The organism is Acidobacterium capsulatum ATCC 51196 (assembly GCF_000022565.1).
Taxonomy (GTDB): Bacteria; Acidobacteriota; Terriglobia; order Terriglobales; family Acidobacteriaceae; genus Acidobacterium; species Acidobacterium capsulatum.
The window spans coordinates 1,346,111-1,372,162 of the sequence record NC_012483.1; the positions used below are offsets into that span (position 1 = coordinate 1,346,111).

At 59.1% G+C, this 26,052-nt stretch carries 6 protein-coding genes; all 6 read left to right on the forward strand.

Features of this window, described 5'->3' with window-relative positions; genetic code table 11:
* Genes ACP_RS05520 through ACP_RS05545 form a run of 6 tightly spaced genes read left to right on the forward strand, consistent with a single transcriptional unit; the run spans nt 1 to nt 25,979 of the window.
* On the forward strand, nt 1-1,614 hold the full coding sequence (locus tag ACP_RS05520) for an MBL fold metallo-hydrolase (RefSeq protein WP_015896312.1): 1,614 nt from the start codon (nt 1-3) through the stop codon (nt 1,612-1,614).
* Nucleotides 1,598-5,467 carry a non-ribosomal peptide synthetase gene (locus tag ACP_RS05525; RefSeq protein WP_052294694.1) on the forward strand — a complete coding sequence of 1,290 codons (3,870 nt, stop codon included), beginning with the start codon at nt 1,598-1,600 and terminating at the stop codon, nt 5,465-5,467. Before ACP_RS05520 ends, ACP_RS05525 begins: the two co-directional genes overlap by 17 nt.
* Entirely contained in the window at nt 5,464-14,436 is an 8,973-nt protein-coding gene (locus ACP_RS05530) for a non-ribosomal peptide synthetase (protein ID WP_083770523.1), read from the forward strand. The genes ACP_RS05525 and ACP_RS05530 overlap by 4 nt, the downstream gene beginning before the upstream one ends.
* Entirely contained in the window at nt 14,436-16,058 is a 1,623-nt protein-coding gene (locus tag ACP_RS05535; RefSeq protein ID WP_015896313.1) for an MBL fold metallo-hydrolase, read from the forward strand. Before ACP_RS05530 ends, ACP_RS05535 begins: the two co-directional genes overlap by 1 nt.
* Nucleotides 16,037-25,345 carry a non-ribosomal peptide synthetase gene (locus tag ACP_RS05540; protein WP_015896314.1) on the forward strand — a complete coding sequence of 3,103 codons (9,309 nt, stop codon included), beginning with the start codon at nt 16,037-16,039 and terminating at the stop codon, nt 25,343-25,345. The genes ACP_RS05535 and ACP_RS05540 overlap by 22 nt, the downstream gene beginning before the upstream one ends.
* Complete coding sequence (locus tag ACP_RS05545; protein ID WP_015896315.1) at nt 25,329-25,979, forward strand: glycosyltransferase family 25 protein; 651 nt, start codon at nt 25,329-25,331, stop codon at nt 25,977-25,979. The genes ACP_RS05540 and ACP_RS05545 overlap by 17 nt, the downstream gene beginning before the upstream one ends.
* Nucleotides 25,980-26,052: the final 73 nt, after the last annotated feature.

Below are 26,052 nucleotides of genomic sequence, written 5' to 3' on the forward strand. Positions count from 1 at the left end.
ATGCCCTTCGGAAACAATGTCTATCTGAAGCCGAACGTTCAGTTTGAGCCGCTCTTCAATCAGTGGTATGCCTGGTTTCTTTCAGTACCGCCCGTGACCGCGTCGCTGAATATCGCGGAGCGTTACCTACCGATCATGAAGTCCTACGTGGCATCCCCGATGATGCATGCCACGGCCTGTAAGAACCCGGCGATGAAGGGCGGTCCTTTCATTGACCTCGACGGCAAGCGGGTAGACGAGATCCGGGACCTGATCACGGTGACCATGGAGCATTCTGCCAAACTGATCGAGTTCGCGAAGGGCTTCAAACAGCTTTCGAGCCTGATCGCGAAAGAGGCGCATGGTCTCGCTATGGACCCCATTTATCCGCAGATTCCCGATGCGCTGAAGGGATATGTGGAGCTCTATTACGACCTGAACCACAACCCGTCATTCCGTGTATTCGAGTCGATGCTCTACAACAGCCCAAGCTACGAGCCAGCAGTCCAGAGCATCGCGCTTTCAGCCATCGATGCGAACACCCGCAGGCCATTCATCCTGAGTACACCACGCCTCAAAGACGAGAGCACCATCTTCTGCCAGATGCCGTTTGCTTCGCCCGAGATCGACACACTCTTCCACATGCGCGACGCTGCCGGCAGCTACAAGGAAATTGCGGAGAAGTTCGGAATCACCGGCGATATCGAGCCCCTCTTCCGCACCTTCTTTACAGAAGATGCTCCAGAGCAGAAAGACGACCGCGACTACGATGGCGATGGATTCCGCATTCGTTACTACGGCCATGCCTGCATCCTGATTCAGGCACCTGGCGTCAATATCATGCTCGACCCTGCGGTCAGCTACAGTTACCCGACAGACCTTCCCCGCTATACCTTCGCCGACTTACCTGAGCGAATCGATTACGCTCTCATCACGCACAGCCATCACGACCACATCATTCTCGAGACCCTGCTGCAGCTCCGCCACCGGATCGGAACCATCGTCGTTGGCAGAAATTGCGATGGGTTTCCGCAAGACCCCTCGCTGCAGCTTGCCCTGCGTAAAATCGGCTTCCCGAGCGTTATAGAAGTCCGCGACAACGAATCCATTCCTGTTCCGGGCGGATGCATCACGGCCATCCCTTTCATGGGCGAGCACAATGATCTCGCCATCCAGAGCAAGAATGCGTACTCGGTTCGCATCGGCTCTCACTCGGTGCTTGCTATCGCGGACTCGTGCAACCTCGACCCCACTGTCTACGATCACATCTTCCGCCAAACCGGCGAACCGGACATCCTCTTCCTCGGCATGGAGTGCGAAGGCGCACCGCCCTCTTGGGTCTTCGGTCCGCTCTTCCCAAAGCCGCTGCCCCGCGACATCGACAACTCCCGCCGCGCCCGCGGCTGCAACATTCACGAAGCTATGGCACTCGTTGATCGCTTCCGCTTCCGGCAGGTCTACATCTATGCCATGGGCCAGGAGCCTTGGCTCAACCACATTCTCGATAATGAGTTCTCTGAAGACTCGCCCAGCCTTATTCAGTCACGCTCCTTTGTGAACTACTGCCGTTCCAAAGGAATAGAGTCCGAGAGTCTCTACGCCCAAAAGGAGATCTTCGTTGCCAGCGCTCACTGAATTCAATGCTCTCGTTACCAGCGGTCCGTATGCCGAGCACCGCGAGTTCTGGATCAATGCCTACGCGCGCATTCCGGACGACTTCCGCTTCACTCAGAATGCACAGTCCTACGCGCTACCGAATGGCCCTGAACCCGTCCATCGCTTCGAGATTGGCGGTGCGGCGTCGGAGTTTCTCCGCAGTGCCGCCCAGCAAGGCGAGACAGGAAGTTTTATCATTCTGCTCGCCGCGCTGTTCCGGGTTCTGAGGCAATACAGCGGCGCGAAAGGGTGCTTTGTCGATGCGCCGCACCTGCTGGCCGAGCCCCGTACAAAGTTCAGCGGCGAGATCCCGCTGATCGCCGAATCGTACGCCGGGCCGACTGTACGTGAATACCTCAACCAAGTCCGCACCATAGTGCAGGAAACCTATGCTTACCAGGACTTCCCAGTCAGCGACTTCGCCGCTACTCTGCTCCCGCGCCATCCGCAGACCAACGTCCTTGTCCAATGGGAAGGACTGCATGAGCCTGCGGCCGGAAGTCATGACCTCATCATCTCCGCTCATCGCGGCTCGACGCCTGCCCTCACCCTCACCGGCAACCCCAACCTGTTCACTCTGCACTTCCTGCAGAACTTTGCCAGGCACCTCACGCATGCCATCGCGGGCTTGGCGGAACTCGACAGTCCACTGGAATCAATCTCTCTTCTCGACGAAACAGAGAGGCTGCGTCTCACCGCCCGTGCGGCGGCGACGCCCGTTCGCGGAACATTCCTCGACCACTTTGCCGAACGCGTGAAGGCGACGCCGGACAGCATTGCCATTCTGACCGAAGACAGTCAGGTGACCTACGCGGAACTGGACGAGCAATCTTCACGGCTGGCCCACTTCCTCAGTACCGGCTATTCCATCCAGCGCGGCGACACGGTCGGCATACTTTCGGACCGCTCGGAACGCTGGGTGATCGGCCTGCTCGGCGTGCTGAAGGCGGGTGGCGTCTATCTCCCGCTCGACCCCGAGCTTCCGCCTGACCGGCTCCGCTTCATGATCGAGGATGCCAATGTTCGCGCGCTGCTCCTGCACTCCGAACATCTGCCTCTCCTCACGGACATGTGGATGATTCCCATGGTTGCAATGGACTTCCAACTCACGGAGCTGGAGCCGGCTCCCGAACCGGCCGCAGGCAACGTTCTTCCGGAAGACGCCGCATACATCATCTACACCTCCGGTTCCACAGGAACGCCCAAGGGAGTGGTTCTCTCGCACCGCGGGCTCTTGAACATGGCACAACATCACGTCACTGCCTTCGGCTTTGACGAGACGGACCGGCTGATCCAGTTCTACTCCGCCAGCTTTGACGGCTCCATGATGGAGGTGTGCGTCTCCCTGCTGGCAGGTGCGCGTCTCGTTCTGGCTCGGCCAGAGATCGTCAAGGACCCTCAACAGTTCTCCGCTTACATGGCGAAGCATCAGGTGACCACTGTCAATGCGTTGCCCGTGTATCTCAACGCGCTGGACTGGTCCATCCTCGACTCCGTGAAGCGAGTCATCAGCGCCGGCGACAGCGCCCGCGTAGACGAAGCGGTGCGCCTGGCCCAGACACGCACAGTCCATAACTCCTACGGCCCCACCGAAGCGACCGTCTGCGTCACAGATTATGTCGTAGATCCCGGCGCGCACTATGGCTCCCGCCTGCCCGTCGGCAAGCCCATTCAGAATGTGCATATCTATCTGCTGGATGAAAACCATCAACTGGTGCCGGAAGGCTGCTTCGGAGAAATCTGCATTGCCGGCGTGGCGCTCGCGCATGGTTATCTTAACCGTGACGAGCTCACTGCGGCAGGCTTTATCGCCAATCCCTTTGAGCCTGGCGAACGCATCTATCGCACCGGTGATTTGGGAGTATGGCTGCCCGATGGCAACCTTGAGATTGCCGGCCGCAAGGACTCCCAGGTAAAGGTACGCGGCTATCGCATCGAACTCGGCGAGTTGGAAGCTGCTCTCCGCGAGCAGAAGGGCGTCGTCGATGCAGTGGCTCTGCTCAAAGACGACGTAACCCGAGGCAAGCATCTCGTGGCATGGGTCACTCCCGAAACGGTGGACCCCGCCAGGCTTCGCGAAGCACTGAAAAGCAAGCTGCCAACCTACATGGTTCCGGCCTCCATCCACAAGCTCGCCAAGATGCCGCTTACCTCCAGCGGGAAAATCGACCGCCGCACGCTCGCCACCATGGCAACCGACGCAGATACCACTTTCAGTTCCGGCGATCATGCGACGCCTGCGAACATGATCGAGCAGACCCTGCTCTCCATATGGACACATCTGTTGGGCCGTGAAGGGATCGGACGCAACGACAACTTCTTTGATCTCGGAGGAGACTCCATTCTGGTCCTCCAGGTCATCTCACGAGCGCATCAGGCGGGCATCAAACTCACAGCCAAGCAGCACTTTGAGCATCCGACTGTCGCTGCTCTCGCCAAGGTGGCCGTTGCGGTATCGAACACGCAGCCTTCCCAGGAGTCCGCCACCGGCGTTGTGCCGCTCACACCTGCGCAGCACTGGTTCTATGCCCAGCAGGTCAAAGACCGGCATCACTTCAACCAATCCATTTTGCTTGAAGTGCCGCAGTACCTGGGACAGCAGACACTCGAACGGGCGCTGAACGAACTCGTCCAGCACCACGATGCACTTCGACTTACCTTCGTGGAAGACGACGGCGTCTGGCAACAGGTCTACTCTAACCAGACACCGCACGTAGAGGTGACCACCTCCAGTCCCTCCAGTGAGAGCGAGAGACTCGCCACCGCAACAAAGTTGCAGCAGGACTTCAACCTGCAAAAGCCGCCGCTCCTGAGAGCACACCTCTTTCATCCAGCAGCCTCGGGCCCTGCCCATCTCCTGCTCATTGCCCATCACCTCATCGTGGATGGTGTTTCATGGCGCATTCTGCTCGAAGATCTGCACGCTGCCTGCCGGCAGATTCAGGAAGAAGATAGCGTCACCCTGCCGCTCAAAACCTCCTCAATCGGCGAGTGGACCCGGATGCTGAGAAGCCTAGACATCTCCGAATTGCCTGCCTCAGGGGATCGGCCGTCCGGGCCGAGCGAAGCAGCAAACTTTTTTGAAGGCATGTCTCCTGGAACCATGACCTCTGCGAGGACGCACACACTGGAACTGGCCCCGCCGCAGACAGATGCTCTACTCCACCATGCCACGCACGCGCTTTCCGCGGATATTCACGAGCTATTGCTCACCGCACTTCTGATGGCCTTCCGGCAATGGACTGGAGCAGGCAGCCTGCTCGTGGACATGGAAGGCCACGGCCGGGAGACATTCTCAAGCGACCTCGACCTCTCGCGCACCGTCGGGTGGTTCACCGCACTTTATCCTGTTCTTTTACAGACGCCGGAGTCCACGACACCAGTGGCGATTCTGCGCGCAATCCAGGCGCAACTGCGCGCCATCCCCCACCACGGCGCAGGTTATGGCATCGCACGCTATCTGCGCCAGGAGCCGGCGCTCCAAATGGACGCCGCAGCTCCTGTCCTCTTCAACTACATAGGGCAGATTGACCGCCTCCTGCCGGGCGGCTCCGGATGGAAGCCGGTGCTGCGCTCCAATGGGCCGGAGCGGAGTTCGCAGTCCGAGCGAATTCACCTCTTTGAGCTGGAAAGTATGGTGCTGGATGGCTGCTTCCGGTTGAGTTGGACCTACAACCAGGATGCCTACGCTGCTCACGAGATCGCGGAGCTGGCCCAGAGCTATGCCGACCACCTGCTCTCACTTACCTCGCCTTCCATTGCTTCTCCTTCTCAGTCCTCAAGCGCAGGCAACGAGAGCGAAAGCGCGTTCGCCACACGGGCTACGTCATGACGACTACCCATATCGCAGAAGACGTATATGAGCTATCGCCCATGCAGCGGGCGATGCTATTCCATGCCTTGCATCATCCCGGGCGTACCACCAGTTTCAATCAGTTCAGCGGCCGCATGACGGGCGGCCTCGACGCACAAAGCTTCCGGCAGGCCTGGCAGAATCTACTGAACCGTCATGCCATTCTGCGCACCTCTTTTCGGTGGGAGCTGCTCGACAAGCCCATGCAAGCCGTCCATCCCGCGCCAGTCGATCTGCCCTGGACCGACCTTGACTGGCGCGGCATGCCGGAAGCGGAGCAGTTGGAACGTTTTCAGCAATTCCTGCAAGAAGACCGCACCAACGGGTTTGCGCTCGACCAGATTCCGCTGATGCGCTGCGCGCTGATCCGCATTGACGACGACCAATACCTCTTCCACTGGAGCCACCATCATCTTCTGAGCGACGGCTGGTGCCTTTCTCTTGTGATGGAGGAGGTGTTCGCCCACTATGCTCATCTCACCCACGGCGCTCCGCTCACTCTGCGTACCGCTCCTCCTTATCGCGATTACATCGATTGGCTGGGCCGTCAGGATATCGACGGCGCCCGGCAGTTCTGGACCCGCTACCTCGAAGGGTTCGACTCACCCACGCGCATCCTCGCCGCAAGGCCTGCAGCATCTGACTTTGGCGCGGCAACCGAGCAGCTTCACTCAAATCTCTCGCAAGAGCTCAGCACACGCCTGAAAGAGTTCTGCAGAGAGCATCGCCTCACTCCCAACACAATCGTGCAAGGTGCATGGGCAATCCTGCTCGCGCGCTACGCGGGGGAGACCGATGTGGTTTTCGGCACAACCGTTGCTGGGCGTCCCTCTGAGCTACCCGATGTGGAGACGATGCTCGGACTCTTCATCAATACGGTGCCAGTCCGGGTACGAGTCGATCCCCGCCAGCTCTTGGTTCCCTGGCTCCGGATGATCCAGGCCCGGCAGGCAGCTCGCAGCCAGTTTGAATATGCCCCACTGTCGGATATCCAGCGTTGGAGCGAAGTGCCTCCAGCCACTCCGTTGTTTGAGAGCAACGTTATCTTCATGAATTACCCCCTAGACCACTCCCTGGTTGAGGGCGCTCACGGCATTCACATCGACCAGGTGCAGATCTACGACCGCGCCGATGTTTCCCTAGAGCTTCAGGTCACCGCGAAGTCACAATGGGAGGCCGATCTTGCCTACGATCCTGAGCGCTTTGAGCGCGAAACCATGCAGCGCATGCTCGGTCACTTCGGCGCTCTGCTGGAACAGTTTGTCAGCGAGCCCTCGAAAACCATCGGGCGATTTTCACTGCTGACTGCACCGGAGCGCGAACAAGTGCTGCAAAATGCTCGCGGCAAGGACGCTCCTTTCGATGCTTCCCGCACACTCGTTCATCGCCTCGAAGAGAATGCTGCCGCGCATCCCAAGAGGCCCGCAGTTGCATGCGATGGCAGAGTCCTATCCATCGGTGAGTGGAACGCGCGCGCCAACCGCCGGGCGCGCCAACTCTTGACGACCACTCCTCTTCAGCCGGACGACCTCGTCGCCATTCTCGCGCCGCGATCCGAACGCATGATGGAGGCCATCCTCGCGATATGGAAGTGCGGAGCAGCCTATGTCCCCATCGATCCGGAGTACCCGGCCGAACGCATCCGCACCATCCTCGCGGATTCACAAGCAAAGCTGCTTCTCACCACCAGCGATTTTCTTGCCAGCGGCTTCCAGTCCATCGCTCCTGTCATCGATCTTGAGGATCGCGTCGAAGGCGATGAAAGCGACCTTCTGCGGCCCATCTCTTCCGAAAGCCTCGCTTATGTGATCTACACTTCAGGCTCTACGGGCATGCCCAAGGGAGCGATGGTCGAGCACGCCGGCATGCTGAATCACATGCTCGCCAAAGTGGACGACCTCTCGCTCGACTCCACCTCGGTCATTGCGCAGAACGCCTCTCACTGCTTCGACATTTCAGTCTGGCAATTCTTTGCTGCACCGCTGGCCGGCGGCTGCACGGTCATCCTCGGCAATGATTTTGTCCACGACATTCCAAACGTTCTCTCCTGCATCGAGTCCACCCGCGTCAACATCCTTGAGGTTGTCCCCTCCTACCTCGCGTTGCTGCTGGAACAGCTCTCATCCCGGCCTGACACGCTCAGACATCTTCGCTACATGCTCGTCACCGGAGAGATTGTCAGTCCGCTTCTGGTGGAGGCATGGTTCCATCGCTTTCCTGAGATCCCACTCGTCAATGCCTACGGTCCGACAGAGGCATCGGACGACATCACGCACCACTTCATGACCCAAGCGGCGGAGGAGGCCTCCATCCCGCTGGGCCGGCCGATTCAGAATCTTCGCATCTACGTCGTCGACGAGCAGATGAATCTTTGCCCGCCCGGTGTTAACGGAGAGATCTGCGTCTCGGGTATCGGCGTTGGCCGTGGATATTTAGGCAACGAAGCGCAGACGAAGTCTGTATTTCGCGACGACCCGTTTCATGAGCATCGCGGCGTCCGCATGTACCGCACCGGCGACATCGGGTGCATGCTGCCGAATGGCGTGCTTTCGCTCGCCGGACGCAAAGACCATCAGGTAAAGATTCGCGGCTACCGTATCGAGTTGGGGGAGATTGAGACCGAACTCCGCAAGCTGCGGCAGATTCGCGAGGCGGTGGTGGTAGCTCACCGTGGCAGAGATGGCCAGGCCATGCTTTGCGCCTATGTGGTCTTTCGTGAAGCGGCTCTGCCGGGCGAAGAAATCGCCGCCTTCCTGCGCCTGAGACTGCCGGAGTACATGGTGCCCGCCATCTACATCGTGCTGGAGCAACTGCCACTCACTCGCAACGGAAAAATCGACCGGCCAGCGCTACCTGCTCCCGGCGTAGCCCGGCTCATGGAAGAACAAGTCAGCTCACCGCCGCGGAATACTGTCGAAGCCGCCCTATGCGCGGCATGCGGAGAGGCACTCGGCATCGATCCGCCCGGCATCCACGACAACATCTTCGCGCTTGGAGGTGATTCGATCCTCAGCATGCGCATCGTGGCGCTAGCCGCACGTGCCGGGCTCAAGATTACGACACGGCAAATCTTCCAGTATCCGACCGTCGCGGATCTGTCTGCAGTGGCAATTCCCCTGGAACCTCAGGCCGTTGAGCCTGTGGCTCCCACGGGTTCCATTCCTCTCGCTCCGATTCAAGAGAGGTTCTTCGCTCTACGCAAGTACGACCAGAACCAGTACAACCAGTCTGTGCTGCTGGAGGTGCCCGTCGATCTCGACATCGCACTCTTGCAAAATGCTCTGTACAGCACCGCACAACTCCACGATGCTTTCCGGCTACGCTTCCATAAGACCTCGGACGGATGGCGTCAGGAGATCGTCCCAGATGCGGATATTCCACTCGCCGTCCATGAAACAGCAAGCAGCGAACTCTCACGAGCTATAGACGAAGCGCATGCCAGCCTGGACATCACGCACGGTCCTCTGGCTCGGGCTGATTTCTTTCGCATCCCCGGCGATGCAACTGCTCGTCTTCTGTTGGTCGCGCATCATCTGGTTATCGATGGCGTCTCCTGGGGTATCTTTCTGGAAACTCTCTACAGCAACTACAAGCAGATGGCGAGTTCCCCACCAGCAGCAGCATGGGCTTCCTTTGCCAGAGGTCTGGAGAGGCTGACGAACTCCGGAGATGTTGAAGCTGACCGAGCGTACTGGAATTCGCTTGCAGAACTGCCTGTGCCGGAGCTGCCCATCGATCTTCAACCACCCGCTGGCCCCAATCTTGTCTCATCTGCGGAAGAAATCCGCACCACTCTGGACGAGCGGCTCACCACAGCGCTGCTTACGACCGCCCCTCAGGCGTATCGCGCACACATCAACGACCTCCTGCTGACGGCACTTTCGATTGCAATGCAAAACTGGACGGGCGCTACGAACATTGCCGTCGATCTTGAAGCGCATGGGCGTAACGAACTGGTGCAGGGCCTGGACATCACCCGAACCATCGGATGGTTCACTTCAATTTACCCCGTCATCTTTCCTCTACAGGAAAACAGCGGTCTGGCCAGCGTTCTCAAATCGGTGAAGGAAACACTGCGCCGCGTCCCCGACGGTGGCCTCAGCTACGGCCTGTTGCGCCACTCGCTTGGCACGACGATACCCACTCCGCACATCCTCTTCAACTACCTGGGACAAACTGACCAGCTCTTTCCGGCCTCGTTCGAGTGGAAGCTCGCTGCGGAGAGCAGCGGTAGAGGCCAAAACCCCAATCAACTTCGCGAGTATCCCCTTACACTCAATTGCTATGTCACCGGCAGCCGGCTCCAGATGGTCTGGGAGTTCAGCCGTCACCTGCATCACCAGGCCACCATTCGCACTCTCGCTCACAGCTATGCGTCTGTCCTGGCCGATCTGATTGAGCACTGCTCCGCCGCACCCACGCTTGGCTTCACCCCCTCTGACTTCCCTCTGGCATCCCTCTCTCAGACATCGCTCGACACGCTCACCGCACGAGCACCCTCCGATGTCGAAGACATCTACACTCTCACTCCCACACAGCAGGGGATGCTCTTCCATAGCATCCATGAGCCGGATGCCGGAGCGTATATCAACAACTTCAGTTGCCTCATCGAAGGCAACCTCGACGTAGAGCGTTTCCAACAAGCATGGGCCGACGTGGTACGGCGTCACCAGGTTCTGCGCACTTCGTTCCACTTCGACGGCCTTGAGGTTCCCGTCCAGGTGGTGCATCGCCATGCCGGTATTCCCTGGCATCTCGAAGACCATAGCCACCTGCCAGAGGCCGAGGCTGCCGCAGCCTGGCAATGCCACCTCACGCAGGAACGCTCTCACCACTTTGACCTCACGCATGCACCGTTGCTGCGGTTGAGCCTTCACCGTGTGGGAGAAGCAGCCTGGCGCTTCAACTGGTGCCAGCATCACATCGTGCTCGATGGCTGGAGCACAGGACTGGTGATGCGCGACGTCATCGCGGCCTATGCCTATCTCGCCCATTCCACGCCGCCACCATTCCGTGACTACATCGCCTGGCTGCAGTCGCAGGATCTCCCCGCGGCAGAAGAGTTCTGGACCAACCGTCTCGCGAGCTTCACTCTCCCAACCCCTTTACCCCTTGGGCCTGCCGAGTTGACAGGGATCGCCGGAGCCGGCGTGTACGAAGAGGCAGAGATTCTGATCTCCGCTGCCGCGACTACACAGCTCAGAGACTTCGCGCAGGAGCAGGGCATCACTCTCAACACACTCGCCGCTGCGGCCTGGGCTCTTCTGCTTCATCGCTACAGTGGAGAGCCCGACGTCGTATTCGGCACCATCGTCTCCGGGCGCCCCGAGTCGCTTCATGAGGCAGACAGCATGGTGGGACTGTTCATCAATGCGCTGCCGGTTCGCTGTACTGTCACCGCGGAGCCGCTGCGTCCGTGGCTGCAGAAGCACCAATCGAACCTCTCCCAACAGAATGAGTTCTCGTACTACCCTCTTGCCGAAATCCAAAAGCGCAGCGGCGTACCCTCCACTTCTCCTCTTTTCGAGAGCCTGCTCATCTTCCAGAACTATCCCCTCGAAGACGCCATGGGGGAGTCACTCGCAGGCATCCGGATCCGCGAGACACAGGCATTTGATCCTAATAACTATCCGCTCTCGCTCGTGGTCACTCCAGGCGCACAACTCTCTCTGCGCGCCTTGTTTTACAACGCACGCTTTGACCGCGAGACGGTGACCCGCATGCTTGGACACTTCGAGACACTTCTCGCCAGCTTTACGGCTTCGTCCGAGACTCCGATCACCACGCTACCGATTCTCACGGCTCACGAGGAGCAACAAATCCTCCATGAGTGGAACGACACGGCAGCGCCTGCCTTCCCGGACAAAACCCTTGTGGAACGCATCGAATCCATGGCACATCAGAACTCCGCGAGAACCGCCGTCCGCTGTGGCGAGGTCACCCGCAGCTATGGAGAACTGATACAGCACGCAGACCGTATCGCCAGTAAGCTGGCCAACCGTCACAGCATCCGGCCCGGCGACCGGATTGCTCTGCAGATGCCTCGCTCCGTGGCGATGATCGAAACCATTCTGGCAATCTGGAAATGCGGTGCGGCCTACGTGCCGGTCGATCCCGGTTACCCCGAGCATCGCATCCAGATGATTCTCTCCGCCGCAAAGCCTTCGCTGGTCGTAAAGGAGGACAGCGATCTCTTCGACACAGCCGGCGAGGACGAAGCCTTTACCCCACTCTGCCGTCCCGAAGATGTCAGTTATGTGATCTTCACCTCCGGCTCCACTGGTCATCCGAAGGGGGCCATGGTCGAGCAGCGCGGCATGCTCAACCACATTCTCGCCATGACGCGCCGGCTGCAACTCGATTGCGATAGCGTCATTGCGCAAACGGCCTCTCACTGCTCCGACATCTCCGTCTGGCAGTCCTTTGCATCTCTGGCCGTGGGAGGCCAGACCATCATTTATCCAGACGCGGTCGTTCTGGAGCCATCCTCGCTCATCGATTCCCTACGGCGTGATGACGTCACTGCTATGCAGTTCGTGCCCACCTATCTGGCCACATTTCTTGACGAGCTCAAGCAGCAAGCATGCACTACCTTCCCGACGCTACGATATCTCCTCGCAATCGGCGAAGTTCTGCAGCCCGCGCATGTCCACGCGTGGTTTGCCCTCAATCCTGGGGTGCCGCTGCTCAATACCTACGGGCCGACCGAGGCATCGGACTCAATTGCGCACTACGTCATGCAGAGCGCGCCGGCACTGCCCTCCATCCCTCTCGGCAAGCCGATACAAAACCTCCGGCTCTACATTCTCGATGCGCATAAGAACCTCTGTCCGATTGGCGTGAAGGGAGAGATCTGCGTGGCAGGAGTCGGCGTGGGACGGGGATACCTCTTCGACGATGCACGCACACGCGCCGTCTTCGAGGACGATCCAATCTCGCAAGAGCCGGGGGTCCGCATGTATCACACCGGAGATCTCGGGTGCTTTGCTCCGGACGGCAACATCCTATTCTTTGGCCGCCGCGATTTCCAGGTTAAGATTCGGGGATATCGCATCGAGCTTGGCGAGATCGAATCCACCCTCACAAGCCTGGATGGCATATCGCAGGCGGTCGTCGTCGCGCACGGCGATACCGCAAAGTGCTTGCACGCATACGCCACAGGAAAGGGCTGGACGCCAGCGACCGTGCGCGCGGCATTGGCAGAACGGCTTCCCGCATACATGGTGCCGGACTTCGTCATGTTGCTGGACGAGATGCCGGTGACTCCGAATGGAAAGATCCACCGCGCTGCACTTCCTCGTCCGCAACACGCTGAGATTGTCCCGACCGCGACCTCTATACCGCGCACGCCGGCAGAAGCGGCGCTCGCACGCATCTTCGCCGAAACACTCCAACGCTCTGCTGTGGCTATGGAGGACAATTTTTTCGACATCGGCGGCCACAGCCTGAAGGCTATGCTGTTGGCCGGCCGCGTCCGCCGAGAGCTTGGATTCGAGATATCGATTGCCGATATTTTCACCTCACCCACCCCTCGCACACTTGCGGAAAAGCTTTCCCACGCAGCCCCGGCACGCAGTCAGGAGATACCTGCGCTACCACTGCAGCCGTGGCATCCGGTCTCACGCGCGCAAAAGCGAATCTGGCTCGCCAGCCGCAACTCAGGCATCTCGACGTACAACATGTCCGCAGCATTGCAGATAGAAGGCGAAATCGATGCTACCCGGCTGGCTTCCGCACTCGAACAGCTCGTCGATCGGCACGAGAGTCTGCGCACCGTCTTCGGCCTCGTTCAGGGAGCGCTTCAACAAAGAATCCTCTCCCGCGTTGATATAGGTTTTCAGGTACGGCATCTCGTCCTCGATGGCAATCTGGACGAGTCGCTACAACGGGAAGCTCAACAGCCTTTCGATCTGACCCAGGGACCGCTCTTCCGCGCTGCAATCCTGAAGATCGGGTCATCCACTCATGTCCTGCTTCTCACCCTTCACCACATCATCGCCGATGCCTGGTCAATGACGGTGCTCACGCGGGACCTCCGGGCACTGTATCGAGGACTTGTTCTCACCCCACTCCCTATTCAGTACCGCGATTACGCGGCGTGGCACAACGAGCAGATCCACACGATGCATCTCCACCGCGAGTTCTGGAGGAATCATCTTCAGGATGCTCCGCGTCTGCAACTGCCGCTCGACCACACACGGCCGTCGCGCCCCACCCATCATGGACGCAGTCTGACGCTCGACTTAGACGCGTCAAAAACCGCTGCGTTACGCGAACTCGCTCGCCGCCACCATACCTCCCTCTATCACGTCGTCCTCTGCTCCATCTGCATCCTTCTGTCTCAGGAAAGTGGAAGCCGCGATCTCGTGCTCGGAACCGTCTCTGCGGAGCGCGACCATCCGCAACTCGCGGGTCAGATTGGTGTCTTCGTCAACCCGGTCGTGCTGCGTGTGCAAATGCCAGCGGATGGCTCCATCGAGCAAGCCATCGGCACGGTCATTCTGGCCTCGACCCAGGCACAGCTACACGCTGCTTATCCTTTTGATCTCCTGCTCGAAGAATTGAAGCTACGCTCCACTCCGGGCCGAGCGCCGCTCTTTGATGTTCAGGTGGACTACATTGCCGATCTCGAAGACAATCGCGATCTTACCGTTAGCGTGCTTGCGCAGGATGACACATCTTCCAAATTCGACCTCTCGTTCCATGCGGTGGAAGATGCGGACGAGCTTCACATCTCGCTCCAATACAACACCGGCATCTTTCGCGAAGAAACCATCCGCACGATGCGTGACCGGCTCATGGACATTCAACAAGCATGCGTCGATACCCCGGATCTGCCAATTGATCGCATTCCGCTTCGCCCCAAGTCCTCTGTTCCACAGCAAAAGGTTCGCGTAGGGCTGCGCCTGAAGCCGGCCGCCACCGCGCCCACTCTCCTGGAGCCATAATGATGGACGATCACCTTTATCTGCGCGGAGATATCGTCGCCGAACCACTCGTCTCCGGCTGGTATGCCTGGCCGCATCTGATCTCGCCCGCGACCTGTGCGATGAACATCGCAGGCCGCCACCTGAAGATCATGCAGTCTTATGTCCAGGCTCCCCACGTGCATGCCGCTGCTGTAAAAAACCCTCGCATGCTTGGAGGTCCCTTCGTCGATTACGACACGGATCGCAGCCCCGAGGTTCGGCAGCTCATCGAGCAAACCCGCAATGCACAGAGCCATATGCTCGAATTCGCCGCAGCTGTCCATGAGCTCAGCCAAATGCTTTCGGCAGAAGCCAGGGGAGCATCGCTCGATAGTCTGTACGCACGCATTCCTGCCCCTCTGCGCGGATATGTTGAGATCTATTACGACCTGCGAAACAACCCTGGATTCCGATTCTTCGAATCGCTGCTGTATCGCAGCCGCTATTACGACCGCAGCGCGCAAAGCCTGCACATTCACGCAACGCAGAATGATAACCGGCCCTTTGTGCTCAGCACGCCACGTCTCGCAGATGCCTCTTCTGTGATCGTCCGCATGCCGTTTGACTCGCCCGAACTCGACCGCCTGTTTCGCACGCGCTACGAACGCGGCCCGGTGCAAGAAATTGCCGAAAAACTCCGCATCCCCCCTGTGCAAAGAGAAACCTTTCGCAGCTTCTTCTCCGAGGAGCCGCCGCCGCAGCGGCAGCGGTTCGAGGGCGAAGGCGCCCGCATCCGCTACTTCGGCCATGCCTGCCTGCTGCTGGAGACGCAAGGCATCAGCATCCTGTCTGATCCCGTGGTCAGCTTCCCATACCGTGGCGCCAACTCCCGCTACACCTATGAGGACCTGCCTCCTCACATCGACTACGTGGTGATCACCCACAATCATCAGGACCATGTGCTCATCGAGACCTTGCTGCAACTGCGTCATATGATCGGCACCGTGATTGTGCCTCGCAACGGCACCGGGCAACTGCAGGATCCCAGCCTCAAGCTGACCTTGCAGGCGCTGGGATTTCCAAGCGTCCTTGAACTCGAAGAGATGGAATCTCTGCCCCTGCACGGTGGCGGCGTGCTCACCGCGCTCCCGTTCCTCGGTGAGCATGCAGACCTGGATATCCGCACCAAACTCTGCCATCACATCGCAGTGGATGGCTGGTCCACAATCTTTGCCGCGGACTCCTGCGCGGTGGACATTGAGATTTACCGCCGCGTCCATGAGCAGACGGGCGATATAGACGTTCTTTTCCTGGGCATGGAGTGTGACGGTGCTCCGCTCTCATGGCTCTATGGTCCGCTGCTCGATAAGCCTCTACCGCGCGACCAGGACCGCTCCCGCACGCTCTCCGGCAGCAACTTCGATCGCGCCCGCCAACTCGTCGATCTCTTTCACCCCAAAGAGGTCTATGTATACGCCATGGGTCAGGAACCATGGCTGCACCACATCATGGCCATTCAGTACACCGCCGAATCACTGCCCATCACCGAATCCAACAAGCTGCTGGAGTACTGCGCCGAAAAGAACATCAAGGCCGAGCGGCTATTTTGCATGAAAGAGACACTTCACGGAGCCGATCTTTGCCATTCCATAGTCTCCTGAACGCCGCCCCCAGCAGGCAGACGGATGCTCGCAGCGTCCATCTCTCTGCCGCGTCACGCTCCCTGCTCGGCCGCATCGCCGAAAACGAACTGGGAGAGCTTGCCCTGGTCACGGCAGCTCTTGCGCTCCTGATCTGGAAGCACTTCCGCGCATCGGCGATTCTCTTCCAAATGCCGGCGCTCTCCGGTACTCCGGGTGCTTCCGGTGCTTCCGGTGCTTCCGGTGAATTTGTAACTCTTATGGTAGAAATTGACCCCGTCAAAGAGCTGGGAGAATTTCTTGAACACATCGGAGCCATGCTCGAAGAGGCGTATAACGCCCCCTCCATAGCCTGCGGCGAACAGCACGCCCACGCTCCATTTCTTGTTACCCTGCACGATAACCGGATTCATGACCCCTCGACCCCGGATACCTCCGCGTCTCTTCGCATCTGCACCGCGCTGGACCAGGGAGAGGTTGAGATCGCTTTTTCCGAACCGGTCGAAGCCTTCCTCGTCGAAGGTCTTGCAGACGGCCTGGCCGATATCCTGACGCAATTGGAAGACTTCGAGCAACCGCTCAAGAACTTCAAGGCTCTGTCCGCCCGCGAGTGGCTGTCTCTCTCCAACTTCAGCGAAGGCCCAACTCTCACTCGAAGCTCAGAGACGGTCGTCGAGATGTTCGAAGCGCAAGCGGCTCGCACTCCCGATCAGCCGGCGCTTCTGCTGGAGGATCGCGTCATCACCTATGCCAAACTCAATGGCAAGGCGAACGCGCTGGCCCGCCGTCTCCGTGAAGAGTATGCCCTTGGCCCCGAGTCCATGGTTGGAGTCATGCTCGATCGCTCCGAGGCGATGATCGTCGCCGTCCTTGGCATTCTCAAGGCAGGCGCAGCTTTCGTGCCCATTGACAGTTCCTATCCGGTAAGCCGCATCCGCGACATCCTCAACGATACCGCGCTGCCGCTCCTGCTCACCCAGTCAGACAAGATGAACCGCTGGTTTGATTTCGCAGGCCAGATCCTCTTTCTCGACCAGACGCTCCCCGGCTGGCAGCCGGAACCTGACCACCCCCATCAGGCCATCGCATCCCATCATCTCGCATACGTCATTTACACCTCCGGTTCGACAGGAAAGCCCAAAGGAGTCCTGCTCGAACACCGCAATCTCTCTCACTACATACGGTGGGCGTGCGACTATTACTTCACAGACAAGCCGGAGACCGGCAGCTTCGGGCTCTACAGTTCTCTCAGTTTCGACTTCACGCTCACCAACCTCTTTTGCCCGCTGGTGCGCGGCAAATCTCTGCGCATTTATCCGCAGTCACAGAACATTCAGGCCATCCTTGAGCATGCGTTCGAGCCCGGCAGCGGTATCGATACCCTCAAGCTGACACCATCGCACGTGAGCCTGCTTGAGTTTATGGACGTGGCTCCGTCCACCATCCGCAAGATTATTGTGGGCGGGGAAGAACTCACGCCCCATCACATCGCCGTGCTCCGCAGGATTGACCGGAGTATCGATATCTATAACGAATACGGTCCCACAGAAGCCACGGTTGGCTGCATTGTCTGGCGTGTGGAAGATGATGTGCCAGCCGTTCTCATCGGGCGCCCCATCACCAACACGCGTGTGGCGATTCTCGATGAAGACAGCAAGCCTGTCCCCCTGGGAGTGCGAGGTGAAATCTACATCGCGGGCGATGGTCTCGCCCGCGGATATCACAACCGCCCCGACATTACAGCGGACAGATTCATCACGAGCCCTTTGCCTGGCGGGGATCGCCTCTATCGCACCGGAGATATCGGCCGCTGGCTTCCGGAGGGCCTGATCCAGTGCTTCGGCCGAACAGATTCACAAGTAAAGATTCGGGGATACCGCGTCGAACTCGGAGAAATTGAAGGCATTCTCTCTAGCCATCCTCAGGTCTGCGCGGCCGCCGTTGTTTATCGCCGCGACTCGCATGGAACCGGCAAGCTCATTGCTTTCACCACGCTCCTTGCAGACTTCTCTGCGCAAATGCTCCGCGAATGGCTGGCCCAAAGTCTGCCCGACTACATGGTGCCCTCTGAAGTCCATGTCCTCCAGACCCTTCCGCTCAACACCAATGGAAAGATCGATCGCACTGCGTTGCAGCACTTCCAGCCGGCAGCCGTGGAGAAATCCCCCACGCAAATAACGGCGACTCAGGAGAGTCTGCTCGGCATCTGGCGCGAGACATTCGATACACCCGACATCTCAATCGAAGACAAGTTCTTCGATCTCGGCGGCGACTCTCTGCTCTCCGTTCAGATCGTCTCGCGCATCTGGAGTGCATTCCGCTTTGAGATCTCCATTGATGACATCTTCGAACTGCAAACGATTGTTGCCATCTCCTGCCTGATTGACTCTGCGCAGCAGCCAGAGGTAGCCCCGGCAGCGCGCCTCATTCCTCCGGCGCCGCGAACCGCTCCTCTGCCGCTCTCGTTTTCGCAGCAGAGGCTTTGGTTTCTGTCACAGCTTGAAGAAACCTCGGCCTACCACCTCTCGAGTGCCCTCCGCATCGAAGGCGCGCTTGAGCATGAACGCATCGAGGCCGCGCTCTCCCAGGTGGTGCGGCGGCATGAGATTCTGCGCACTGCATTTCCAGAACTCAATGGTCTTCCATCGCAAGAGATCAAGCCATACATCCCGGTCAGCCTTCCCCTGCTTGAAGCGTCATCCGAGCAGGACGCGACGGTACACTTCCAAGCCTTCGCCGAACAGCCCTTCGATCTCGCCCGCGGTCCACTTTTCCGTGCGGTGCTCTACCGGGTCCAGCCGGGCTTGCATATTCTCGGACTCGCGATGCACCACATAATTTCGGACGCATGGTCCTCCGGCATCCTTATTCGAGAAATCACCAGCTTCTATCAAGGAGTCCAACTCCCCGATCTCACTATTCAATACGCCGACTATGCGCGATGGGAACGCGAGCAGCTTCTATCACCGGCGATACAACAGCAGTTAGAGGCACAGACGGCAGCACTCCGGGGAGCACCAGGACAGATCGAACTCCCCCTCGATCATCCCCGGCCTCAAATCCAGACCTTTGCTGGCGACGCGGTCACCTTCCACCTCGATGCCGAAGTCATGCGGCCGCTGCGATCCCTCGCGCAGGCAAGTGGCGCAACACCCTTCATGCTGCTGCTTTCGGCCTACGCGCTCCTGCTATCGCGCTACAGCAACCAGCAGGACATTGTGATCGGATCCCCGGTCGCGAATCGTACCGCGCCGGAGTCGGAACCGCTCATCGGATTCTTCGTCAATACCGTGGCATTCCGCATCGTTCTGGAGGCAAACGACACTTTCCGCGATCTTCTCGCAAAAGTGAAGCAGGTCGCGCTCGAAGGCTACGCCCGCCAGCAGGTTCCCTTCGAGCAAATTGTCGATGCACTTCAGCCGGAGCGCAACCTCAGCCGCACTCCTGTCTTTCAGGTCATGTTCGCCTATGAGACCGAACCGCCAACAGCCGCCATCATCCCCGGCCTCACAGTCTCTTCACTCCCTCTCGGCACACAGACCGCGAAATTCGACTTGACCCTGTACATGCAGGACAGCGGCAGCGATATCGAAGGCACGCTTGAGTTCAACACCGCAATTTTCGAACGCTCCACCATCAAACGTATGGCGGCCCATCTCAGGACTCTGCTCGCCGGCATTGCCGCAGACCCGAATGCCCCCATCGACACCTTGCCGATGCTCTCGCCGGAAGAACGTATTTTGGTCACCCGTAGCTGGAACCAGACGCAAGCCGATTTCCCCAGTACTCCTGTTCACTCTCTCTTCGAGCAGCATGCGAAAGAACAGCCGAACGCCGTGGCAGTCACCCTTGAGGACATATCACTTACCTACGGCGAGCTGAACCTCCGAAGCAACAAGGTGGCCCGGCAGCTTCTCGCACTTGGAGTCGCCCCGGGAACACTGGTCGGCGTCGCGATGGAGCGCTCTCTCGAAATGATCGTCGCTCTTCTCGCCATTCTGAAGGCTGGCGGAGCCTACGTTCCCATCGACCCCGAGTACCCGGGCGAACGGCTGAGCTTCATGCTCCGAAACTCCCAGGTATCCTTGCTGCTCACGCAACCCCACATTGCGCCTGCGCTGCCACCCTCCGCAGCCCAGCTCATCCTTCTGTCGCCGGAGCCTCCCAACCTTGCCTTCGCGCAGAATCCGTCGCCCGCCGTAGGTCCGGATCACACGGCCTACATGATCTACACCTCCGGCTCTACCGGGCAACCGAAGGGTGCGCTCAACTCACATCGTGCGCTGACAAACCGTCTGCTTTGGATGCAGAGTGCCTATCGCCTTACCTCCGAGGACGTCATTCTGCAGAAAACACCCTTCAGTTTTGATGTGTCGGTGTGGGAATTCTTTTGGCCGCTCCTGGCTGGAGCCAGCATTGTCTTCGCGAAACCCGGCGGCCACCGCGAGAGCGACTACCTCGTCGATCTCATTGGCAAGGCACAAGTGACTACCCTTCATTTTGTTCCCTCCATGCTGCGCGCTTTCCTGGAAGAACCGGGGGCTGGCGGCTGCACCTCGCTGAAGCGCGTCATCTGTAGCGGAGAGGCTCTGCCTCTCGATCTGCAACAAAAGTTCTTCGACGTTATCCCCGCGGAACTGCATAACTTATATGGACCAACAGAGGCCGCCATTGACGTTACCTTCTGGCAGTGCCGCCCTGGCGAGACCAGGCGCACCGTGCCCATCGGCCGCCCCATTGCAAATACGCAGATTTACATCGTAGACAAAGCCCTGCAGCCTACGCCCATCGGAGTGCCCGGGGAGTTGCTCATCGGAGGAACCCCTGTTGGTCAGGGATACTTCGCCGCCCCCGAACTCACAGCGGCCAAGTTCATTCCAGACCATCTCGGCGGCGACCCGCAGGCCCGGCTTTACCGCACAGGCGATCTTGCACGCTTCACCAGCGATGGCGTCATCGAGTTTCTCGGCCGTCTCGATCATCAGGTAAAGGTCCGAGGCTTCCGCATCGAGCTTGGAGAGATCGAAGAAACTCTGCGCACTCATCCCCAGGTCCGCGATTGTGTCGTCGTGGCAAAGACCGAAGCCGCCATCACACGCCTGGTGGCCTACATCGCCACCAGCGCGAGTCCCTCCTTGGCCGAGGAACTGCGCGCTTTTCTCAAGGACACTCTGCCCGCCTACATGGTGCCGGCGGCCTTTGTGATCCTCCAGTACCTGCCACTGCTGCCCAATGGAAAGATCAATCGCAAGGCTCTTCCAGAGCCCACCGCCGCAGCAGCAGTTCCGATCCAAGCTCAACCAGCCTCCACTCCGCGCGAGAAGATTCTCGCCTCTATCTGGTGCGATGTTCTTCAGCTCACGGCTGTAGACGTCCATGCAAACTTTTTCGAGTTAGGCGGAGACTCCATCCTAGGCCTCCAGGTGGTGGCCCGCGCCAACCAGGCGGGCCTGCACATCACAGCCCGGCAGATATTTCAGCATCAAACCATTGCCACGCTGGCCGCGGCCGCAGGCGATGCGGCAATTCGCTCCAATGTAGATCCAACCGGACCAACACCGCTCACCCCGATTCAGCTATGGTTCTTTCAGCAGGAACTCCCCGAACCCTCGCTCTTTACGCAATCGGTTCTTTTAGAGGTTCCGGCCAATACTGATGCCGAAAGGCTTTCTACGGCCCTGCTGCAACTCTGCGAATGTCATGCAGCCCTCAGACTGCGATTTCACCGTGCCAAAGACGGCTGGCAACAGTTCATTCCTGCCGCAACAGTGCCGCCTGACTTTGAAACCCACACTCTCGCCACGCCCAGCGAGATGGAGCAGCTTACACAGGCTGCCGAAGCCAGAATCGATATTGTCCATGGCCCTCTCCTGGCAGCGCGTCTGTTCACATTCTCAGACGGCAGTCCCTCACGGCTTTTTTTCACCATTCACCACCTTGCAGTCGATGGTGTCTCCTGGCGCATTCTTCTTGAAGACCTCTACCGCGCCTATCACCAGCAACCGCTTGCACCGCCTGCCACCTCTTTCCGGGAGTGGTCTCTTCATCTGCGCGATGTCGCCAAATCTCCCTCCCTGGCGGATGAAGTTTCCTTCTGGCAGCAGGTTCCTTCCTGCAATCTCTGGCCCACGCAAGAAAAAAATCTTGTCTCGGAGGAAGCATCCTGCAGCTTTGAACTCGACGAACACGCCACTGCGGCTCTGCTGCGCCAGGCACCGCGTACCTATAACGCGAGCATTCAGGAACTCCTGGTTGCGGCCTTGGCCCAGGGAGTCGCCAGCACCACTGGCCACTCTCGCGTCACACTCGACGTGGAACGGCATGGGCGTCATGCATCGGACCCACAAACCGATCTTTCCCGCACAGTAGGCTGGTTCACAACGATCTATCCCGTCTCAGTCAGTGTGGCCGTTTCTGCTTCGATCCGCGATTCAGTGCCTTCGGTTCGCGAACAGCTCCGCCGGATTCCGGAAGAAGGATTCCATTACCCGATCCTCCGGTATCTTGCCGCGCCGAACGCCTTCCGTGACTCGCAGCCCTCTCCCATCCTCTTCAACTATCACGGGCAAATAGATACCGCACTGCAGCAGACCGTAGAGTGGAAACCCGCCTCGGAAATAGTCACGCCTCTTCGTTCGCTGCGGGCGCGGCGCTCTCATCTGTTTGAAATTATCTCGGCCGTCAGCAATAACCGGCTGCAGGTCGAGTGGCATTACAACAGCCGCCTGCAGGAGCGCTCAGCAATCGAAGCGCTCGCGAGCAACTTCCAGCAGCAGCTCATCGCTCTGTGCCATCCTCCCATCCATCTTCAGAGTTCGCCAGCCATCGTCGACAGTTACACACTTTCGCCCTTACAAGAGGGCATGCTCTTCCACTCCCTCTACCATCGAGATCCCTCCGCCTACTGCCTGCAATTCAGCTTCCCCATTGAGGGCGCATTCCATCCCGCGGCCTTACGCCAGGCATGGAAGCGCGCCATGGAGCGGCATGAGGTGCTGCGCACCAGTTTTATGTGGGATGGCCTTCGTCAAGCACTTCAGGTCATCGCCGCAGAATTAGAGCTGCCTTGGAAGACGCTCGACTGCACGCACCTCGATCCAGACGAACACCAAAAGATACTAGAAGACCTACTGCTTGAGGAGCGTGAACTTGGCTTCGATCTACTGACGGCGCCCCTGTTCCGCTGCCTGCTCATCCAGTGGTCACCAGTGCGATGGACCCTCTGCTGGACAACCCACCACATCCTCATGGACGGATGGAGCACGGCCATTCTGTTGAGCGAGATCCTGGAAGACTACGTCGCCATCGCAAGCAATAACACTCCTCCGGAGCGGGCCACCCCTACGCCTTATCGCACCTATATCGACTGGCTTGCGCTGCAACCGGAAAGCACCCATGAGAACTGGTGGCGACAGTATCTACAGGGACTGCGGCGGCCAACGCCGCTTCCTGGAGACCGCTCCTCTTCCTCCGAATTCTCTGCCCTGCAGGAACAGTCGCTTGTGCTGGAAGCGGAATTCACCTCTGCTCTCACCGCAAAACTTCGCACGCAGCACCTTACCCTTAACACTCTGCTTCGTGGCACGTGGAGCTTAATTCTTAGCGCCGCCTCAGGGCTTCAGGATGTCACCTTCGGAGTCACTGTATCAGGACGGCCACCACACATCCCAGGCGTGGAAGCGATGGTAGGACTCTTCATCCACACGCTGCCACTGCGCTGCCGTATCGACGGAGCCTCCTCTTTCCATACTTATCTCGACACCCTGCAGGCAGAGCAGGCTGCCATGGACCACCACACTGCCGTCTCTCTCATCGACCTGCAGCGGTGGAGCGGTCTACCCAATGGCTCCCCACTCTTTGAGAGCCTCTTTGTCTTTGAAAATTATCCTGTCGCCTCGCCAGCAGGCATCGATCACTCCGGACTCACCCTCGGCGACATCCGCACTTTCGACCAGACCAACTATCCGTTGGCCATCACCATCACGCCCGGCCAGCAACTCAACCTGCGCATCGCGTGGGATCCGCGGCGCTTGCAGCCCGGCACCGTAAATCGCATCTTTGCTGATATCTCCCGGACGCTTGAGCGTTACCTTCTCCATCCGGAGATCACCTGCGCGGACTTGATTGCGATGCATGAGCCTGCCGCTCCAATGCAAACAACCACTCCCCCTAAAACGTCTGCTCCCAGCCGCATGAGCGTTACTCCACGAGATGAGATCGAGAGCAAGCTGCTCGCCATCTGGGAGGATGTTTTGGATAGAACGGGCGTCGGTATCACCGATGACTACTTCGACCTCGGCGGCCACTCCATCATGGCGGTGCGGCTGATGAACCAGATTGAGATCACCTTCCAGCGCCGCCTGCCGATTGCACAGCTCTTTCAAAATCCGACCGTCGAACAACTCGCCGTGACACTTCGCGACTCTTCGGCCATCTCTACGAACGGCATCGTGAAGATACGTTCTGGACACACCGGCACTCCCATCCTTCTACTTCCAGGCGCAGGCGGCAACGTCCTCTACTTCAACGCCCTCGCTCAGCAGCTACGTGCCGGCCCCTCGATCTATGGCCTTGAGCCCCCGGGGCTGAATGACGCGGCAGAACCACTCGCTACCGTCGAAGCCATTGCTGCTCATCACCTCGCCAACATCCTCCCTATCATTGGCGACGGACCGTGCGCCCTCGCCGGTCATTCCTTCGGATCGTCAGTCGCTCTCGAAATGGCTCGTCTGTTGAACGCGCGAGGAAACACCGTTGAGTGGCTCGCGATCTTCGACTCCACTGCGCCCACCTCGGTCAGCCATCCATATTGGCAATCGTGGACGGAGATCGACTGGCTCCTGGCGATCATCCACGAAATCGGAGAATTTCTGCACGCGGATCTGAATCTCTCGCGGCAAGATCTCGAAGACCGCAATGAAGAGGAACGGCTCACGCTGATCCTCGACCGCATCGCACGGCAAAGCGACTGGCTCGCCGGTGCCGATACAGGACGGCTGCGCGCCTATCTCCGCGTCTACCAAAGCAACTTTCGCACAACTTATCAACCTGAGGCAGCGCCGCTTCCCATACCGATCACGCTCTTTCGTGCTACGGAGTCCGGAGCGGAAGACTATGCGCCCTCTGCCGAAGTAGCAGCTCTCCGCGCCGACTCTTCATGGGGCTGGTCCGCATTTTCGTGCAGGCCGGTTGCAGTGATTGACCTGCCCGGCAATCACCTCACCATGCTGCTCCCGCCGCATGTCTCCGTTCTTAGCTCACACATCAACGCGATCCTGGAAAGAACCAGTCATGCCCGTCACGATTGATACCTTCTTCGCAAAGAAGATCTGCATTAACCTCGACCGGCGGCCGGACCGCTGGCAGGCCGTGCAGCAGAAATTCACCGAGCATCGGATCAGCAATGTAGAGCGTCTCTCCGCCGTCGATGCCCGGACAGCCGTGATTCCCGATCATCTGAGCCATCTTCGCCCGCAGGACTATGCCTGCACCATGAGCCACCTCGCGGCCGTAAAGCAGGCGAAGCGCGAGGGCTGCGAAAATGTCCTCATCTTTGAGGACGATGTGACCCTCGACCCCGCGCTCAACGATCTTTTCCCCGGGTACATGGCAGAGCTTCCCGAAGATTGGCACATGTTCTTCCTGGGCTGCTATCACCTCGTGGAGCCGATTGCAGTCTCACCGCACATCGTGCGCGGCGTGGAAGCGCTCACGGCACATGCTTACTGCGTCCGCGCTACTCTCTTTGATGAGTTCATCGCCCTCAACGAAAATCCCCCCGCCATCGTCGACCGTAATAATACGATTCTGCAACGACGCTTCCACTGTTACTGTTTCCAGCCCAACCTCGCCGGCCAGGAGCAAGGCTACTCCGACGTCATGGAGGAGGTCATGCCCGAGAAGCCCCTGGCGCATAACTACCCCATCGTTGGCCAGTGGTAGTTCCAAGAGCCACAAGGCCCACCGTGGGGTGGGCCTTGCAATGTGCAGTGATATGAAGCGAGCATGGGCAGCC